We start from the raw sequence: 17988 nt of genomic DNA, 5'->3' as shown, positions 1-17988 counted from the left end.
TTAATTACTGGTAGTTTCATTGAATAATTCTACTAATGCGTCTAACTTATTTGTTTGTACCTGATTGACTAATTTACCGTTTTTAAAAGCAGCGAAAGTGGGTAGATTATTGACATTTGCTAGTTTGCGGGATTCAGGAAATTTTTCTGCATCAGCAATAACAAAAGGTACGCTATCATTTTCGCCAGCCAATTTTTTGAATTTCGGTTTCATGATTTTACAGTTACCACACCAAGTTGCGGAGTACTGAACCATTACAATATCGTTATTGTTTACAATTTCTTGTAAATTATCGTTTTCTAATTCTTGTAACATGATTTTATTTTTAAGGTGATTGTTGGAGAAATCAACAGGAGCCGGGAAAAGCTCCTGTCGAAAAGACACTGTGGTCTTGTATTGTTAGTGTTTAGCTAAATACTCAGCTACACCTTTTCTATCTGCGTTCATTGCATCTTTACCTTCTTCCCAGTTTGCAGGACACACTTCGCCAAATTTCTGTACGTGAGCGTAAGCATCGATCAAACGTAAGTATTCTTTAACGTTACGGCCCAAAGGCATGTCGTTTACTGATTCATGGAATACACGGCCAGTTTCGTCGATCAAATATGTTGCTCTATAAGTAACCGCAGAACCTTGTGCCAATGTTCCGTATTCAGGGTGTTCAACTTCTTGAACATCTAAGATTCCCAATATACTTGATAAGTTGCGGTTGGTGTCTGCCAAAAGAGGATATTCAACACCTTCAATTCCACCGTTATCTTTTGCTGTGTTTAACCAAGCAAAGTGTACTTCATTTGTATCGCAAGAAGCGCCGATTAAGACTGTATTGCGTTTTTCAAACTCAGCAGCTGCTTCTTGAAAAGCGTGTAATTCAGTAGGACATACGAAAGTGAAATCTTTTGGATACCAAAATAAAAGCACTTTTTTACCTTCTTTAACTGCTTTTTCAAAAATGTTGATCTGTAAATTGTCGCCTAAATAATCAATTGCATCTACTGTAATGCTTGGAAAACTTTTACCTGTGAAACTCATAATATATCTTTCTTTTTTTTGTTGACACAAAGATACAGCAACTCGATCCAAAAAGCGAATTGATTTTACCAATACACTATCGTCAAAATCTATTATGACTAGATTATAACAATAAGTTTTTATTATAATAATTATAGGTTGATCTGATGATTAACAGACCATTTATATGTTGCTTGAAAATAAATGAATTCATACTGCGCTAGTTACAGATTTATACCCAAAAATTATTGCAGTTTTGCAAATCAAAAGCTACTTTTGCGACGTTCAATTCTAGAACAGCACAATGCTGGAGGGGTTCCAGAGCGGTCAAATGGGACGGACTGTAAATCCGTTGCTTCGGCTTCGAAGGTTCGAATCCTTCTCCCTCCACCATTTCTTCTTTTCTAAATCCAGTCTATTTTACAGGTTCTAAATTTGCGGTTGATCGTGACTATTCCATCGTACGTGAAACGATTTTGATATATATTTTGGCTATGGTCAATGTTAATCGCTTTGGTATAATGAGTCTATATAGTGGCTACCTCTCTTTTTTAAAAAAATATAACAGGATTTTAGACTAGCTATTGACTTATATATAAAATAAGCCTAAGTTTGGCTTCTGAAAGGGCCCCGTAGTTCAACGGATAGAATAGATGTTTCCTAAACATTTGATAGCAGTTCGATTCTGCTCGGGGCTACTGAGAAAGGCGATGGATTTCCATCGCTTTTTTTGTTTATTTAATAAAGCTTTTCCTTTTCTTATCAAAATAAATAGGTAATAGAATTGTAAATTTTTAATGGAATGATTATTTTCGGATAATTATTTACAGCAATTTTACTTTTGGCCTGTAATCCGATAATATAAATTGAATGGGAAAATTTTTATTATACCAATTTAGAAAGGTATATGCAGCTAACCCTGCTTTTTTTGCTTGCTTTAGCATTTGGATAGTCTTAATGACAGCTGTTGTTATATTTATTCCGAAGGAAGATGCATTCCATTTTGTGAATACTCGACATTCATTTTGGGCTGATATTCTTTTTACAATACAGACTTATTTTGGAGACGGTCTTTTTGTTATAGGTGTTTTTATTGCCTACTGCTGTACGCAGCAATGGAATTTTGCCCGAGCTATCCTGGGGACATATATTTTCTCGGGGCTGATCTGCTGTATACTGAAAAACCTTTTCGATGCCGATAGACCGGCAACCGTATTTCATGGAGATCCTACATTCCATGTTGTTTCTTGGTTGCGTGTAGCGCACTTTAACTCCTTTCCTTCCGGACATACAACTTCGGCCTTTGCGCTGGCGGCTACGTTAGCTATTCTCTCAAAAAATAAAGCTTTTGGTATAACTGTATTTATTCTCGCTGCATTAACAGCTTACTCTCGGGTGTATTTGGGGCAGCATTTCGTAGAAGATGTTTGGTTTGGATCAATTTTAGGAAGCGGTACGGCTTGTTTTTATTTACTTGCCATGTCTTATGTCTTGAAAAATAAACGCATGTCATTTAGCACGAGATTTCTTCAGGTCAAACTTTAAATTCAGTAAGAAGATACTTCCATCGTTCGATTAGGTTTGGCTTGTGTCTTTGAATAAAGATAATCGTCCAACCATTATAAACATCAACAGTCCGAAACAGGCAAAAACACCATAGGAATAGCGTAGGCTAAAGGCTTCAGCAATATACCCAATTAAAGGTGGTCCCATTAAAAAGCCCAAGTAGCTAATGCTTGAAACCATGGCCAAAGCCACTCCAGAGGGCACATTTTTGTTCTGTCCGGCAATACTGTAGATGGAGGGGACATTGCAAGCTACACCGATACCGACCAACATAAAAGCTAGGGTACAGATGATAAATTCGGGAAAAATAACCGATGTCATCATCCCGATGAACATCAGTAGGCCACTGTACTGCAGGGTCCTTTTTCGGCCCAATTTCCGAATGACAGCATCACCAACAAAGCGCCCAGTAGCCATCATGATCATAAATGAAGCGTAGCCAACGACAACAAATTTCTCTGGCGCCTGAACGATCTCCTTGAAATACACCCCACTCCAGTCGAACATTGCCCCCTCAGTTGCCATGCTGAAAAAGCCGATGATGCCGAGCTGAAGTAAGCCACCTTCTGGTTTAGAGAAAAAACTGCGCTTTTCCTTTTGAGGAGATTTGCCAGGAACCAAATACTTTTGGTTGATTAGTGTATTCGCTGTGACAATGACTAATATGATTAAAAAATGGTAAAAGGTGTTCAGTCCAAAATTCATCGTTAACAAGCCTACTAGTGCTCCTGTGAAACCAGCGATACTCCAGGCTCCATGAAAGGAAGTCATTATTGATTTTTTGAAAACCTGCTCCGTTGCGACACCCTGTGTATTAACAGATATATTACACATATTACCGGTTACACCAAATAGAAATAGTATGCCTCCTAACTGCCAGGCATTCTGCGCAAAGGGGATGGAGCACAAGACCAAGGTGTAAGCGATGGGTACGATACGCAAAACGCTAGCACTTCCATATTTTGTAACCAATTTTCCTGAAAGAGCCATCGTTGCAAGTTGTCCGACTGGAAGCATTAATAAAATTGTCCCCAATTGACCCTCACTTAAGTTGAGATGAGCTTTGATAACGGGGATGCGGCTTGCCCAAGATGCAAACGCGATACCTTGGCAAAAAAAGAAAAGCGATACCGCAATTCTTATGCGATTTCGTTTCTTATAAAGATCTTCTTCTGAGTGAGTTAACGTTGCGTCCATAGTTTCTGATTTGAGGGTGCAAAGTTAAGGATAAGTATCCCATTAAAAAATATAATGATTCAAAAAATATTTGAATGTTTAGGTTGCAATAAGGATACGAAATATGCCTATATTTAAATAGCATATCGACGCGACGATAATTATATGCGCTAGTTTTGACAATTATCTTCTGCCTCAATCTTCCGGTAAGAAAATAATACGATGTGCTTTTTGAATTCGGTTAAACCTATTTATTCAATATCATATATTATACGTAATCATTCCTTGTATAGGAACCGAAAATAGACACATTTGTTTCAGTTAATTTGTATGCATACTTTAATTTAAGAAGATATTCGATGTGGTAGTCAAAATAGAAGAGGTTTGGGCTTCCATATCATTAGAAAATAATAGCAGTGAAATAACGGGAGAAAGTCAACAATTAAATGCTGATGTCGTGAAGGAATAAAAATATAAAATTCTTCGCTATTTCATGGTGGTTTGTTCAATACCTATTCTACCTTTGTATTGGCAAACAATTATTAGCCTCCTAGATAACATGATAAAGAAACTAATTTTAAGTACAGTTCTAGCCTATGCTGGAACAACCTGTGTTATTGCCCAACAACCCACGTTTTTATCCCATCCGACTTTAAGTCCCGATGGAAAGGAAATGGTTTTCAGCTACGAAGGTGACCTTTGGAAAGTTGGAAGTCAAGGTGGTGTTGCGGTACGGTTAACAGGAATGGAAGGAAATGAGATCAATCCAAGAATTTCCCCAGATGGAAAATGGTTGGCTTTTTCCGCCAATCAAAACGGTAATATGGATGTCTATGTAATGCCCTTGGCGGGTGGAGATATAAGGCAGCTGACATCGCATGATGCTTCGGACGAAGTGGACAGCTGGAGCTGGGATAGCAAATCGCTTTATTTCACATCATCGCGTTACAATAGAATGAGCGCTTATCAAGTTGCTTTGGATGGAGGTACGGCGACAAGGTTATTTCCACATGTCTTTAATTATATCAGTAACGTGGTGCCAACTCCTTCGGGAGAATTGTTATTCAATGACAGCTGGGAAGGCTATAGCTCGGCGAACCGCAAGCGATATAAAGGTGCTTTCAATCCAGATATCAAGTCTTATAATCCCAAAACAAAGGCATTTCAACAGTATACAGATTATATCGGTAAGGATTTTTGGCCCACTGTGGACCAAAAAGGAAACATATTCTATGTCTCCGATGAAAGCAATGGTGAGTACAACCTTTATCAACTAACGGGAAAGTCGAAAACTCAATTGACTTCTTTCCAAGAATCAATCAAACGTCCGTTTGTCGCGGCAGACGGTACTAAAGTGGCATTTGAAAAGGGCTATCAGCTTTATATTTATGATGTCAATGGAAAGAAAACCGTACAGCCCAACATCGCACTTAACCGCAATCAAGTGCTAGGAAAGCTGAAAGAGTTTAACATTTCAGGTAACATCAGTAATTTCGACGTTTCTCCGGACGGAAAGAAAATGGCATTTGTATCACGTGGCGAATTGTTCGTTTCGGATATTGAAGGAAAGTTTGTTCGTCAGATGCCCGGTCAGGGAGAACGTGTCATGGAGGTTAAATGGCTTAAAGACAGTAAAACATTACTCTATAGCCAAACGTATCAAGGCTACCAGAACTGGTTTTCACGCACAGCAGACGGTAAAGGTGAGGTAAAGCAATTGACACAAGATCTGCGTAACAACCGTGATATTACGTGCAATGCAGATAGGACAAAAGCTGTGTACCTCAGTGGTCGTGATGAAGTACGTATATTGGATTTGACAAGTTTGAAGAGCCAAACAGTGGTTAAAGATGAAATCTGGGCATTTCAAAATTCTTCGCCCTCATTCTCCCCTGATGGAAACTATCTTTTATTCACAGCTATGCGCAATTTTGAACAGGATATCTTTGTGTATAACCTGAAAAATGAGCAAACGACTAATTTGACAAATACAGGAGTTACAGAAGCAGCACCATATTGGTCTCCTGATGGTAAATATATTTATTTTGCGAGTAATAGGACTAAGCCTTCTTATCCTACCGGTATGCAAAACTCCAGCATTTTCCGAATGGCATTGACCAACTTTGACCAACCTTACCGTAGTGCAAAGTTTGATGAATTATTTGTAACACCCGAAAAGAAAGATACAACAGTAAATAAAACTGGTACAGCTAAGAAGGAAGCTGGCGCTAAGGATAAAAAGAAAAATGATGTCGATAAGGGCAAGCCAACCGCAATACCGGTAGCCGAACCCAAGAAAGCTGGTTTGGTTCAATTGGATTTAGAAGGACTGCGTGATCGAATTGAGCAAGTGAGTCCTGCATTTGGAACACAATCTAATCCTTTGGTGATACAAAAGGGGGATAAATCCTATCTGTTCTATTCATCCAATCATGAAGGAAAATATAGTACTTATCGTACCGTATATGAGTTGTTTGCACCGGCCAAAACCGAAAAAGTCGCTGACGGAGGCATGGAGAATTTTGTAGAGTCGGTGGGAAAATACTTCGTATTGACCCGAGGAACGATTCAGAAATACAATCTTGACTTGAATAAGCTTGATGCGGTTACAATGAGTTTTAAATTCAATCGGGATCTCGAGAAAGAGTTCAATCAAATGTTTTATGAAACATGGGCCAATCTAGAGGAAAATTACTACGATAGCAACTTCCATGGAGTGGATTGGGTTGCGATAAAAAAGAAATATGAAAAGTATCTTCCAGGTATCAACGATAGGACAGATTTGCGCATCCTCTTAAATGATATGTTGGGCGAGCTCAATTCGTCGCATCTGGGTTTCAGTTCAATGGGACAGGAAGAACGTAAGCCGTTTGGTTTTGTAACGAATGAAATCGGTGTGACCTATGATTCCAGCAATCCTTACAAGATCAGCTATATTGTTCCGAATGGCCCCGCGGCAAAGAAAGAAGCTGATATTCATGCGGGTGATATCCTCATCGCGATTAACGGAACAAAATTGAATACGCAGGCAGACCGCGATAGTTATTTTACTTGGCCTTCACTGCAAGAAGAAATTCAATTGACCTTGAATCGTAATGGCAAGGAAATTCAGACAAACATTCGTCCGGTATCAAGCGCCGTGTTTAGAGATCTCCTCTACGACCAATGGATTAGAGATAACCGAAGTCGAGTTGATCAGTTGAGTAGCAATAAGATAGCCTATTCACATATGAAAAATATGTCGGATACTGAGTTACAGCGGTTCTTGATCGACATGGCCGAACAGGAGAATAACAAACAAGGGATTATTTTAGATTTGCGTTATAATACAGGCGGAAATGTACACGATGAGGTTTTAAGATTCCTGTCACAACGCCCTTACTTACAGTGGCAATACCGAGGTGGTAAACGTGCGCCACAAAGTAATTTTGCACCATCTGCCAAGCCTATTGTTTTATTGATTAATGAGCAATCGCTGAGTGATGCTGAAATGACTGCAGCGGGCTTTAAAGCACTTAAGTTGGGCAAAATCATCGGTAATGAGACCTATCGCTGGATTATTTTTACTTCTGCTAAAGGCTTAGTCGACGGATCAAACTATCGACTTCCGTCTTGGGGATGTTATACGCTTGATGGTCAGGATCTCGAACAAACTGGAGTTGCCCCAGATATTCTTGTAAAAAATACCGTACAAGATCGGATGGAAAATAAAGATCCGCAGTTGGAAAGAGCTATAAAAGAAATTCTTGACAGTATAAAATAAAGAAGTTAGCGCTAACATTACTTACTTTAAATAAACTGTCCAAAGTTGCAGTGCCCCCAAAAAGTTAGACACTTTCTGGGGGCATTTTTATGAACCTGATCTTCCGATTTCTGCTATATCGCCCTTCAGCGTATGATGTACTTCATTCGGGCCACCCTTTCCCTAAAAAGTCAACATATAATTTTAAGGTGTGTTATTAATTACCTGTTTATCAGTGTTTAGTGATTTTTTGCTGTTTCATTATGCAATAGTCGATTTTCCTGCATCCCTTCTCAAAATATAAAAAAAGGAGACAACATGGAAAAGATTATATTACAAGTGAAGGACTCTTGCTCTGCAGAGTGGGATAAGATGACGCCACAAGAACAAGGGCGTTTTTGTGGTCAATGTGAGAAGATGGTTGTAGATTTTTCACAGATGGATGATCAGGAAATTGTAGATCAAATAAAAAAAGCCGGTAAAGGGCTATGTGGTCGATTTTATGAAGATCAGTTGATGCGTGAATTGGATGTCCCTTTTTCTTTTTCTAAAAACCCTATTTGGCAAGGAAGATGGCCGGGGATCGCTGCGGGCCTCTTGTTGGTTGGATCCTTGAGCTTTCATGCTGCTCAAGCACAAAACAAATTGACTGGAGAAGTTGTCGTTGTCCAAACAAAAACAGAAAATGATCAGATAAAGCAGCAGGGGCAGGTTAGCTCATCAACAAATGATAATTCAACATTAAAAGGAAGCCCCGATAGCACAAAAGTAAGCATAAAAGGTAAAGTAGTTTGTGCTGGAAGCGATGTAAGTATGATGGGAACAGAGGTGTCCTTGGGAAATTACCGTACGCAAGTGGATGAAAATGGAGATTTTCAACTTTGGGTACCGCAATCTCTGTTTCGGGTAGATCAGGAGCTCCGTGCACAGATGTTAGGCTATAAAACGGTTGTGATTTCAATCAAAAAGGGGAGTAAAATACAACTGGATAAACCAATAAAAATGGAAGTTAAGCCAATGATTATGGGAAAGATTGCTGTGGCAAGGAAATAAGACATTATGGAGCGAAAGAATAATTTGTTTAAATGACATATTTGAGTCTGTTTTTCTTATGGGACAGCTGCCAAAAATCTCGCTTGAATGTCATAAAAGTCAAAAAAATATTCTTTTCCACTTGACTTTTTCTGCGGTGAACCTTACATTTGGATTATCGAATGACTTCGTAGCTCAGTTGGTAGAGCAACAGACTCTTAATCTGTGGGTCCTGAGTTCGAGCCTCAGCGGGGTCACTTTCAAAAAAGCCGTTTTACAAATGTAGGATGGCTTTTTTCAATACAAGTTGGATTATTTTCCCTGTGCAGCTATTAACTTTAAATCGTTTTTCTAATGTTGAATGTTATAATCATCGGATAACGAATCCATTATTTTTATCAGCTATCCCGTATTATTTCTGCTAGGAAAACATAAAACTCTTTAATCTGTTATTAATTCAGCGAATTTATTACGTAAATTTGTATTTCAGACGATAAGCTTATGGAAGACAAGAAGATTTCGATATTGTACGTTGACGACGAAGAAAACAATCTGTTTTCTTTTAAAGCGACATTTCGACTAAAGTATAAAGTGTTTACGGCAATTAGTGGTGCCGATGCAATCGATATTGTCAAAAACAACCAGATACATATTATCATTACTGATCAACGTATGCCGGAAATGACCGGTGTAGAGTTTTTGGAAGAGATTATTAAGATCAATGCGGCCCCAATGCGTATCCTTTTGACAGGATATACGGACATGGCAGCTGTCGTTGATGCGGTCAATAAAGGAAAAATCTTTCATTACCTCAATAAGCCTTGGAGTGAAGAGGAGCTCGATCAAACGATTCAACGCGCTTATGATGTCTATGCTGAGCGCCAAAAAATTGTGGAGACTAATTCTCAACTTGAGACTTCAAATGATCAGTTGGAGTTTTTGCTTCGGCAAAAGCTACTTTCCTAAAGGATTATAATTTTAGGAAAGTCAACTTTTATTTAAAATGTCTGTTTGCTTTGTGATGCTCTTCGCTGCCATCGCATCGGATTGCCGAAAGTGAAAGGATTATTTGCTCGGTATGACGACGGTAAAGGTTGTACCCTGATTGGGTTGTGATTGTACTTCGATTTTCCCTTGTAGTTTTAAGAGTGCATTCTGAACATTATAGAGCCCAAATCCCATGCCTTTCGCTTGATCACTGGCTCTAAAGAATAATTTAAAGATATCCTCAACATACTCTGGAGATATGCCTATTCCGTTGTCACTCACCATAATTTTAGCTTTACGTTCTGATACGGATACAGAGAGTTTGACGTACTGGTTTTCCTGCCCTTTACGTTGATATTTAAAAGCATTAGAAAGAAGATTATGCAAAATCAGTTCTAAAAGTGCTTTGTCTCCGCTAAAGGTTTCTTTTTGATCCACTGAAATTTCAAAAGCCACATCCTTATTTTGCGTATACATGCTGTAAAACTGGCGTATGTTGCCAAAGAGCTCTTCGAAATTTATCGCTGACAACATGAGTTCTCCTCTTCGTAAAAGATAATAGTCGCGCAGACTGTCAATATAAGCATCTAAGCTGACCAAGGAACTATCCATCAATGATAACAACTCATGGATACGATCTATGCTGTCAAACTCTAATCCAAGTTTCACCGCAGAAAGAACCCCGGTCAATGGATCACGAAGATCATGGCTAACGCTATAAGCGAACTTATCTAATTCATCATAAGCTTTTTGTAGCTCTTGATTCTTAACCTCTAGCATGGAGTTTGCAACATAAAACTTATTAGCTTCTTCTATTGCGGAAACGATTTCTTCATTCATCCAGGGTTTTCGGACAAACCTAAAAATATGGCCCTTATTAACTGCATCAATTACAGTTTCCATATTGGCATAAGCCGTTAAAAGAATACGGATTGGTTTTGGAAAATCTTTTTTAATGCGGTGCAAAAAATCGATGCCCATCTCATCCGGCATACGTTGGTCACAGAAGATAATACGGATATCAGGATGAGCATGAAGGATCGTTTCGGCCTCACTCGTATTGGATGCTGTATGGATAGCGTAATCGTATCTAAAGTTCGCTTTAAAGCTAACCAAATTGTTTACTTCGTCATCGATATATAATATTTCAAGCTCCCTCTGCATAATTTTATTATATGGTTTTATCCCTTACAAAAGATATGAAAAAATAATAGTTAATTGAACTATTTTAAGTTTATAGTGGTATTAATTGTTTTGTTGAATTGGAATGAGGAGTGTAAAGCTTGTGCCCTGTCCCACTTCTGAATCTACGATAATTTTACCATGATGTTTCGCAATGGTATTATAGGCTATGGACATTCCCAAACCAGTACCTTCGCCAACGTCTTTTGTTGTAAAAAATGGTTCGAATATCCGTTCATGAATTTCTTTTGGAATACCTATACCATTGTCTGCGATTTTGATAAAGACGGAGGTATTATCCGCGTGAACTCCGGTCTCAATCCATATTTTACCACCAACATCGTGATTAAACTTCTTATTCACGGCGTAAATAGCATTTGTCACAATATTCAAAAAGACCTGATTGAGTTTGCCGGCATGACATTCGACCTTTGGCATATCACCATAGATCTTATCAACTTCAATCGTGTTATTTAATAAACTATTGAGGATAACCATTGTTGACTCCAACCCCTCGTTTAGATCTGCAAATTTTAATGTATCCTCGTCTACGCGCGAGAAGATCCGCAAACTCTTTACTATTTCGGCGGTCCTATGGGCCCCATCATGCATCCCTTTTAATAGAAAATCTACCTCTGTTTTCAGATAATCAATATCCAGGTCCTCCTTGAATTTTTTGATCTGCAATTGCTTTTCCGTTTCGGATATCCCCTCTTTAAAAGCTATACGTTCTACCTCCTCCAGCGTTTCCCAGATCATCTTGATATCACGCTTTAATGGAGCGACATTGGATGTAACAAAGTTGATTGGATTGTTGATCTCGTGCGCAACCCCCGCAGTCAGTTGACCAAGAGAGGCCATCTTTTCGGCTTCGACAAGTTGAGATTGTGTTTCCTTCAAGTGGGTAAGAGTGGTTTGTAGAGACTCATTAGATTCTGTTAATTCACGTGTCCGCTCATCTACTTTTTGTTCCAATACGATATTTTGCTCGCGTATCAACTTTTCGTTTTCTAATGAGATCGCTAATTCCCTGACTTGTGATGCTTCTTTTTCTTCTTTTAAGATATTGATACTATAAGCTAGACCGAAGGACAATAAGGCCATCTCCACAACAGATGCAATTTGTACGGCGTTACTCGTAAAATCGTTATATTTTAAAATGCCATAATCTTTCAATAAAAAGACGACAGAACCTAATAGTAAAATTGTCCAACCGTAAACAAAATATTTAGCTGGTTTATAGCCATTTATCATTACCCGATAGGATAAGTAAAGGACAAATAAAGAGCCTGCTCCTGTTGTTAGCTGCATAACCATGAACGCTGGTTGTGTAAGGTTGAGCAGTGTAAGAAGGCTACCAACGACAAAAAGGATGATAAAAGCAGTAATCACACGTCTTGACCGAGGAGCATTTTTCGGTAATTGAAGAAATGAATCTGCAAAAAGCAGGGCGCATAAGCCTGATAAACATCCGAAGATAATAGGACCTTTTGTTGCAAAATATGTCCAATTTGGCCACAGATACTGAAAACTATAACCTTTAATGCCCATTTGTGTTATTCCTGCACAAAGAACATAAAGGACATAATACAGATAGCCCCTTTCACGAACTGAAAAAAACAGGAATAAATTGTATATCGCCATAATCCCGACAATACCAATATAGATCCCGCTTATCAAACTGTCGTCATTCATCTCTTTTAAGAAACTGCGCTCATTACTTAAATAGATCGGGAGAATAATCTGTTCCGTACTTTTTACACGAAGAAAAAAGATCGTTTTCTCATATCCGGGTAATTGGATGTCGAATGCGTAATTAGGAACCTTATATTTTCTAGCCGAAAAAGATTGATGCTCGCCCAGTTTGATCGACTTATAATGCCCATTTGATGATGGTACAAAAAGTTCGACCTCATCCAAGAGAGGGTAGGCAATTTCGAGCAAGAGTTCAAGTTTCTCTTTTCCCTTATTTGTCACAGGCAATCGGAACCAGATGTCAGTGGGTGATATGCCCAAATTGGGTACCTTGCTTTCTAACGACTGGAAGGAGGAAGCTGAAGTATCCGCAAAGTTAGGCTCTCCTTTCCCCATATAACGCTCGAGACCATATCCGATCAATACACGCTGCGTCGGTTGATCGATAATAACCTCTCCAAAACAAGTTGAACTGCACGTAAAAATAAATAAGAAGATCAAGTTAAGCCAGCATTTCATCACTATATGCTATTTTTTTGCTTCGGCAATAACTAAATTCATAGAAACAAGGAAACAACCCGCTTCATCAGCTTGGTCCAATGTGTTTTGAAATTCCTCCATTTCAGCTGTGCTCAACTTCCCTTTTTCGACCATCTCCAAAAGAATTTTATCTAAGAAAAGATAGCGGTTGGCTTCTTCTTTCGAGCGGGCTACCATACAGAATGTTTGCAATTGAACTTGTTTAAAGCCTTGAGTCAATAGGTCTGAAGTTAATTTATTCCCAGCCCAGCCATTGTTGACTTTTTCTTCGGTCAAATAATGGCATATCTTAGCCTCAATACCCACATGCTTGCTGTAAAATGTCAGGCTATTCCAGATCGTCTCGACGATGACTAGGGGTTGACCTTCACGCAAAACACGGTGAACCTCAGCAAACATTTTCGGTGCTTCCGGAAGATGTTGTACAACACGTTCCATTCTGATGCCAGCAATGGAATTATCTGTAAAGCTAAGTTGATTAACTTCACCCTGAACAAAGTCGACGTTCTTTACCTCCACACTGCTTGTTTTGGCATGTTCGATTAAAGCCTTATCATGATCCAATCCAACGACAAGAACGTTATGGCCTAGCATATTAGCTAAATTGATGGCATCCATTCCAGTGCCACAACCTAGATCGACGACAACGCCCTCTTTAATCGTATTAAAAGGAGTATATGAATGTATTTTTAATTGTTTAAGAAAATCACCGGTATCCATTAAATAGCCGGCACCATAATGTTTAGTGTCCATTATAAGATATTTAAATTACGATCATCTGGTTTGTGATCTAATGATGTATGTTTCAGGTTTTTAATAATTTCATTTAAATCCCATTGATTGAGATTCGGAATATCGATTTGATAATGAATTTCAATTTCCTTATTCCGCAAAGTTTCTATGCGGACAATATTGGAATTATTCCGAAGTGATAAAATTGCATCTTTGTTTTCTTGATCGGCTTCGGTCAAGGTGTCAAGATTACGCATAATCATTACCGTAGCCAGCAGATCCAGCTTAGGATAATAGAACGTGCCATTATTTCCAACACTTGTATCAATGCGGTAGCCAACACTTTCTGCTAATTTCACCGTGTAAGGAGCACATAAAGCAAAGAGCGATTTAATGCCAACCTGTGTGCTGATAGCGGCACCAGCCCTCGTCAAAAATATGCTGCCAATACCATATCCAGCGATCTCCCGGGAATTCCAAAGCCCACAACCTTCACCGGTTCCCTGTTGCGCATAATCATAAACAAGGTCTAAGATTTTGGCATCCATCGCTCCCGTGGCCTGTTCAATCGGAAGTGGTTCACTCCCTCCAGATACGTGTATACGTACTCCACCATAGACTTTATCACCATCAAGGGATTCTACGATCAGTACGAATGATGCGGGATTGTACATCCAGTCATTTTTGGAAGAAGTTACTTTCTTTACGCCTATAGCAGTTAACACATGCGCGTGTCCTTCTATGAAACGTTCACAGGTTTGGGGATCGTCGATAGCCCGAAATGCTCTTAGTCTTACTACTGGACGCCCGTCGTTGAATAATAATGCCACCGAATGCTTTGATTTATCGTTTAAACGCAAAACTAATCAATTAAATGCAAAGGTGTTTACTCTTCAAATAAATTATACCGTAATGCAACCGCCTGCACCATGTGATGGTAAAATTGTTTGATTCCTTTTTCACCTTGACGAGCCAAAATAGCCCGTTTTAACTGATGTCATCGAAAATACATTTTATCATCTTAAGATGTGGATTTTCGAGATACAATAAATTTGACCTTGTAAATATTAATGCCTCTGGAGGCTATTTTTATGAATCTGACCGTCTTTTATGATCAACAAAAAGTTTTTTTCTGGATCTGCCAATAGTTTTAAATTCTTAAGCGGATCTCCGTCTACAAGGATCAGATCTGCCAAAGCTCCTTCTTCTACTATTCCCAACTTGCCAGGATAAGGACTTCTTAATCCCGAAAGCTGCAGAAGCTCACCGTTGTCTTGAGTAATCATTTTAATGATCTCGGCATTTGTAAACCACTTTTGAAGTCGCAAAATAAAAGCATTCTGCATTTTATTCAGTTCCGGCTCAAAAAGGAAATCTGTACCCCAAGCTAGCTTTACTCCATATTTTTTAGCCATTGGCCATACTTTTTCCTGACCTTCAATGACGGGTTTACGCTTGATTCTTCGTTGTGGATCCATATCGGGCGTATCTTCCACCAGGTTTTGTAAACTAAGCCAGATATTTTTTTTTGCGATCAGCTGTAAAGTTTCTTCGTCGAGCAATTGTCCATGTTCAATACATTTTACACCAGCTTCGATCGCTCTTCGAATTGCTCTTGGCGTATACGCATGTACGGTGACATAGGTTCCCCAGTCTTCGGCTGCTTCTACTGCTGCTTTCATTTCGTCTAGCGTATATTGGGTAACATCCACAGGATCGTATGCTGAAGAAGTTCCCCCACCCGCCATGAGTTTAATCTGACTTGCTCCGAATCTCAGATTCTCTCGTACTGCAGTCAGAACCTCATCACGACCATCGGCGATGAATGTTGCTCCATATCGCTCCGCACGAGAGACAATACCAAAAAAACGACGCGATTTTTCCTCCGGTGTCCGAAAATCTCCATGCCCCGCTGTTTGACTAACAACAGCACCAGAAGGCCATATTCTAGGGCCTAGAAGCTTACCCTTGTCGATCGCCGCCTTTAATGGAAATATAGGGCCACCGACATCTCGTACACTTGTAAAACCCCGCATTAACATCTGTTGCGCCGAGAGCCCCACCGTGTTGATCAAGAATTCCTCGGAAAGGTCATTTGTCATCATTTGAGGCATTGTCAAAGCTCCAAATACCAAATGGACATGTACATCAATCAATCCAGGCATTAGGGTTTTGCCTTTAGCGTTTATTTTAACGATATTCTTACCTTGCACGTCAATAGGAGATGTACTAATGGTTTGAATCGTGTTACCGTTTATTAAAACATGTTTTGGCGGAGTTAACATTTGAGTTTTATAATCGAGCAGTTTAACATTTTCTATTAAAACTTGCTTTTCCTGTGCTTGGATGACATGGATAAAAGCCGAGCAAAGAAATAAAGTAAGTAGTTGACCTAAACGCATAATTTGGAGAATTACGTTAATATATAATATGACAAATCAATTTTAATTCGAGCGACTAATGTTGGCTTGAAAAAATATCTTCTAAGTTAAATCATAAATTCAATATATTTCAATTTTTTCGCTATAAATTTTCACTCTGCCGGCCAAAAACGCTAAATTTATCCAATCATGATATATAAAAAGCCTGTTCTAAATTATTTAAATAGCGTAATTCCCAAAATTGTATCCATAAGAGAGCTGCTCTCCTATGCCTCTTTACTAGGCTTATCCGCTTATGTATTCCTACTGGTTTTTCAGCCATTTGGAACGTATAATTTTGAGCATGCCTATAAATTTAGCTTGTTATCCGGATATGGGGTTATATTATCCGTTGCATATGCCTTAATTTCTGTCCTCTTACGTAAAAAAAGAGGAACAATTGCGATAGAACTATTTCGTATTTTTCTTGTGCTCCTATTATCAGTTTTTTTAAATTTCGTCTATCATGGCTGGTTCATCAATCAGGCCCCATTACAGTGGAATAACCTCCCCTATATTGGATTTTACACACTTTCACTTTACAGCCCAATTGCTACGATTTATTTTTTGCTTCGAGTTGATAAGCGTCATTCGTATTATGAAAAGAATAATTCGTCGATTGAACGTTTATCGATAAAGCCAGCGATCATATTGAGCCAAATGAATGACTGTCATTTGGGGCTGGTCGATATCCCCAATGGTAATCAATCGTTAAAGTTACTGCCGAGCGATTTTATTTTTGCAAAATCAATGGATAATTATTGCATGATCTATTTTAGGAAGGATGGTACGGTAAAGAAGCAGATGGTACGAATTACGTTGAGCCGATTGTCTGAACTCTTGAATACAATGTCTATTCACCGATGTCATCGGTCGTTTCTTGTTAACTTTGAAAAAGTAATTGCAAAGGAAGGGAATGCCCAAGGTTTCTTGTTACGTTTTGCAGATACTGAAGATTGTGCTGTTATTTCAAGGTCTGCTATGGAATCAGTTAGACCGTATTTATAGGGCAGAAGATCGCCTCGCTGTTGTCAGTCAGCCCTAAGTCTTGCCATACGCCACATAACTTTGTTTACTCATCATGAGGGGCATAATTTTGCTCAAAAAAAAGATGAACACAAAAAGTTTAAACCTGCTGGTATTATTCCTGTTCTTCGGAATATACTTTATCCTTGATAATTTGTTTTTTGCTAGGCTTCAACCCACGATGAGCAACTATGTCCACAGTAGATTTTTGGGGCATGTGCTGACGTATTCAATTAGCCTTGGACCACTGCTTTTGGGGGCAACGCTGCTTAAACCTAAAGTGCCGAATGAGTTCTTGGAAAAATTTGGTTTAAAGGGCTCTTTTTTACAGGGGCTATCTTTTGGAATTATAGCCACCTTACCCATGTTCTTGGGCTATGCCCTTGTTTTTACCTTCAACCGCAAAATAGATCCGAACACGCTATTAATAAATAGTGTGTCATCGGGTTTTTTTGAAGAAGTGATTTTTCGGGCCTATTTTTTTGGTTTAGTTTATCGCTATACCCGACTAGGTTTTATTCCATCCATTTTAGCCACCTCATTCCTTTTTGCTATACTGCATCTTTATCAGAGTCAGGATTTGGGAGAATTGGCCCTGATTTTTTGTACGACTTTCTTCGGCTCTATCCTATTTTCGTGGTTGTATGCCGAATGGAGTTTTAATCTTTGGATACCGATAGCACTTCATGTTTTGATGAATTTGGCATGGATGATCTTTGATGTTGCAGACAATGCTGCAGGAAATGGATGGAGCAATTTTTTCCGCTTCTTGACCATCTTTATCGCTATCATTAGTACAATTGTTCATGTACGGAAGTCAGAGGCCGGTTTACAAATTAAAGGGAAAAATTTATGGCTAAAAGATTAAAAATTCCGCGG

General features: G+C 38.9%; 14 protein-coding genes and 3 tRNA genes. 9 read left to right on the top strand and 8 right to left on the bottom strand.

Translation table 11 applies throughout. The features are described 5' to 3' along the window. Positions 1-315, bottom strand: coding sequence for a thioredoxin family protein (locus tag B2O97_RS21565; RefSeq protein ID WP_046673204.1), 315 nt, complete (start codon positions 313-315; stop codon positions 1-3). 84 nt (positions 316-399) lie between these two features. Then, complete coding sequence (locus B2O97_RS21560; protein ID WP_286754224.1) at positions 400-1032, bottom strand: peroxiredoxin; 633 nt, start codon at positions 1030-1032, stop codon at positions 400-402. Between the two features lie 288 nt (positions 1033-1320). Between B2O97_RS21560 and B2O97_RS21555 the strand changes: the two genes are divergently transcribed. From B2O97_RS21555 to B2O97_RS21545, 3 genes are all read left to right on the top strand, one after another. Next, positions 1321-1404: transfer RNA gene (locus B2O97_RS21555), tRNA-Tyr, on the top strand. Positions 1405-1637: 233 nt separating this feature from the next. After that, positions 1638-1709: transfer RNA gene (locus B2O97_RS21550), tRNA-Arg, on the top strand. A gap of 172 nt (positions 1710-1881) precedes the next feature. After that, the gene (locus B2O97_RS21545; protein ID WP_286768106.1) at positions 1882-2556 is read left to right on the top strand and encodes a phosphatase PAP2 family protein; all 675 of its coding nucleotides are present in this window, start codon (positions 1882-1884) and stop codon (positions 2554-2556) included. Positions 2557-2586: 30 nt separating this feature from the next. Here B2O97_RS21545 and B2O97_RS21540 read toward each other — a convergent pair whose 3' ends face one another. Further along, positions 2587-3774, bottom strand: coding sequence for an MFS transporter (locus tag B2O97_RS21540; protein ID WP_286754227.1), 1188 nt, complete (start codon positions 3772-3774; stop codon positions 2587-2589). Positions 3775-4312: 538 nt separating this feature from the next. Between B2O97_RS21540 and B2O97_RS21535 the strand changes: the two genes are divergently transcribed. From B2O97_RS21535 to B2O97_RS21520, 4 genes are all read left to right on the top strand, one after another. Beyond that, the gene (locus B2O97_RS21535; RefSeq protein ID WP_286768105.1) at positions 4313-7516 is read left to right on the top strand and encodes a S41 family peptidase; all 3204 of its coding nucleotides are present in this window, start codon (positions 4313-4315) and stop codon (positions 7514-7516) included. A gap of 297 nt (positions 7517-7813) precedes the next feature. Then, positions 7814-8548: a carboxypeptidase-like regulatory domain-containing protein gene (locus B2O97_RS21530; RefSeq protein ID WP_139144916.1), complete on the top strand. Its 735-nt coding sequence runs from the start codon at positions 7814-7816 to the stop codon at positions 8546-8548. A 163-nt stretch (positions 8549-8711) separates the two neighbouring features. Continuing rightward, positions 8712-8784 (top strand) — tRNA-Lys (locus tag B2O97_RS21525). A gap of 244 nt (positions 8785-9028) precedes the next feature. Next, positions 9029-9493: a response regulator gene (locus tag B2O97_RS21520; RefSeq protein ID WP_046673283.1), complete on the top strand. Its 465-nt coding sequence runs from the start codon at positions 9029-9031 to the stop codon at positions 9491-9493. 99 nt (positions 9494-9592) lie between these two features. Here B2O97_RS21520 and B2O97_RS21515 read toward each other — a convergent pair whose 3' ends face one another. The 5 genes from B2O97_RS21515 to B2O97_RS21495 form a co-directional block, all read right to left on the bottom strand. Beyond that, positions 9593-10678 carry a hybrid sensor histidine kinase/response regulator gene (locus B2O97_RS21515; RefSeq protein ID WP_286768104.1) on the bottom strand — a complete coding sequence of 362 codons (1086 nt, stop codon included), beginning with the start codon at positions 10676-10678 and terminating at the stop codon, positions 9593-9595. Positions 10679-10759: 81 nt separating this feature from the next. Continuing rightward, the gene (locus tag B2O97_RS21510; RefSeq protein WP_070562755.1) at positions 10760-12910 is read right to left on the bottom strand and encodes a sensor histidine kinase; all 2151 of its coding nucleotides are present in this window, start codon (positions 12908-12910) and stop codon (positions 10760-10762) included. A 9-nt stretch (positions 12911-12919) separates the two neighbouring features. Then, a complete protein-coding gene (locus B2O97_RS21505; RefSeq protein ID WP_070562758.1) occupies positions 12920-13684 on the bottom strand; it encodes a methyltransferase domain-containing protein in 765 nt (254 codons plus the stop codon). Beyond that, positions 13684-14493: a hypothetical protein gene (locus tag B2O97_RS21500; RefSeq protein ID WP_070562848.1), complete on the bottom strand. Its 810-nt coding sequence runs from the start codon at positions 14491-14493 to the stop codon at positions 13684-13686. The genes B2O97_RS21505 and B2O97_RS21500 overlap by 1 nt, the downstream gene beginning before the upstream one ends. Before the next feature lie 237 nt (positions 14494-14730). Continuing rightward, the gene (locus B2O97_RS21495) at positions 14731-16065 is read right to left on the bottom strand and encodes a metal-dependent hydrolase family protein (RefSeq protein WP_286754240.1); all 1335 of its coding nucleotides are present in this window, start codon (positions 16063-16065) and stop codon (positions 14731-14733) included. Positions 16066-16233: 168 nt separating this feature from the next. On the opposite strand from B2O97_RS21495, the gene B2O97_RS21490 reads away from it, so the two are divergent. Both B2O97_RS21490 and B2O97_RS21485 read left to right on the top strand, forming a co-directional pair. Next, a complete protein-coding gene (locus tag B2O97_RS21490; RefSeq protein ID WP_286768103.1) occupies positions 16234-17091 on the top strand; it encodes a LytTR family DNA-binding domain-containing protein in 858 nt (285 codons plus the stop codon). Between the two features lie 103 nt (positions 17092-17194). After that, positions 17195-17977: a CPBP family intramembrane glutamic endopeptidase gene (locus B2O97_RS21485; RefSeq protein WP_286754242.1), complete on the top strand. Its 783-nt coding sequence runs from the start codon at positions 17195-17197 to the stop codon at positions 17975-17977. Positions 17978-17988: the final 11 nt, after the last annotated feature.

Source organism: Sphingobacterium sp. UBA865 (genome assembly GCF_002295765.1).
Lineage (GTDB): Bacteria > Bacteroidota > Bacteroidia > Sphingobacteriales > Sphingobacteriaceae > Sphingobacterium > Sphingobacterium multivorum.
Note: the sequence above shows the minus strand (reverse complement) of the source record. Positions and strands in the feature narration are given on the sequence as shown.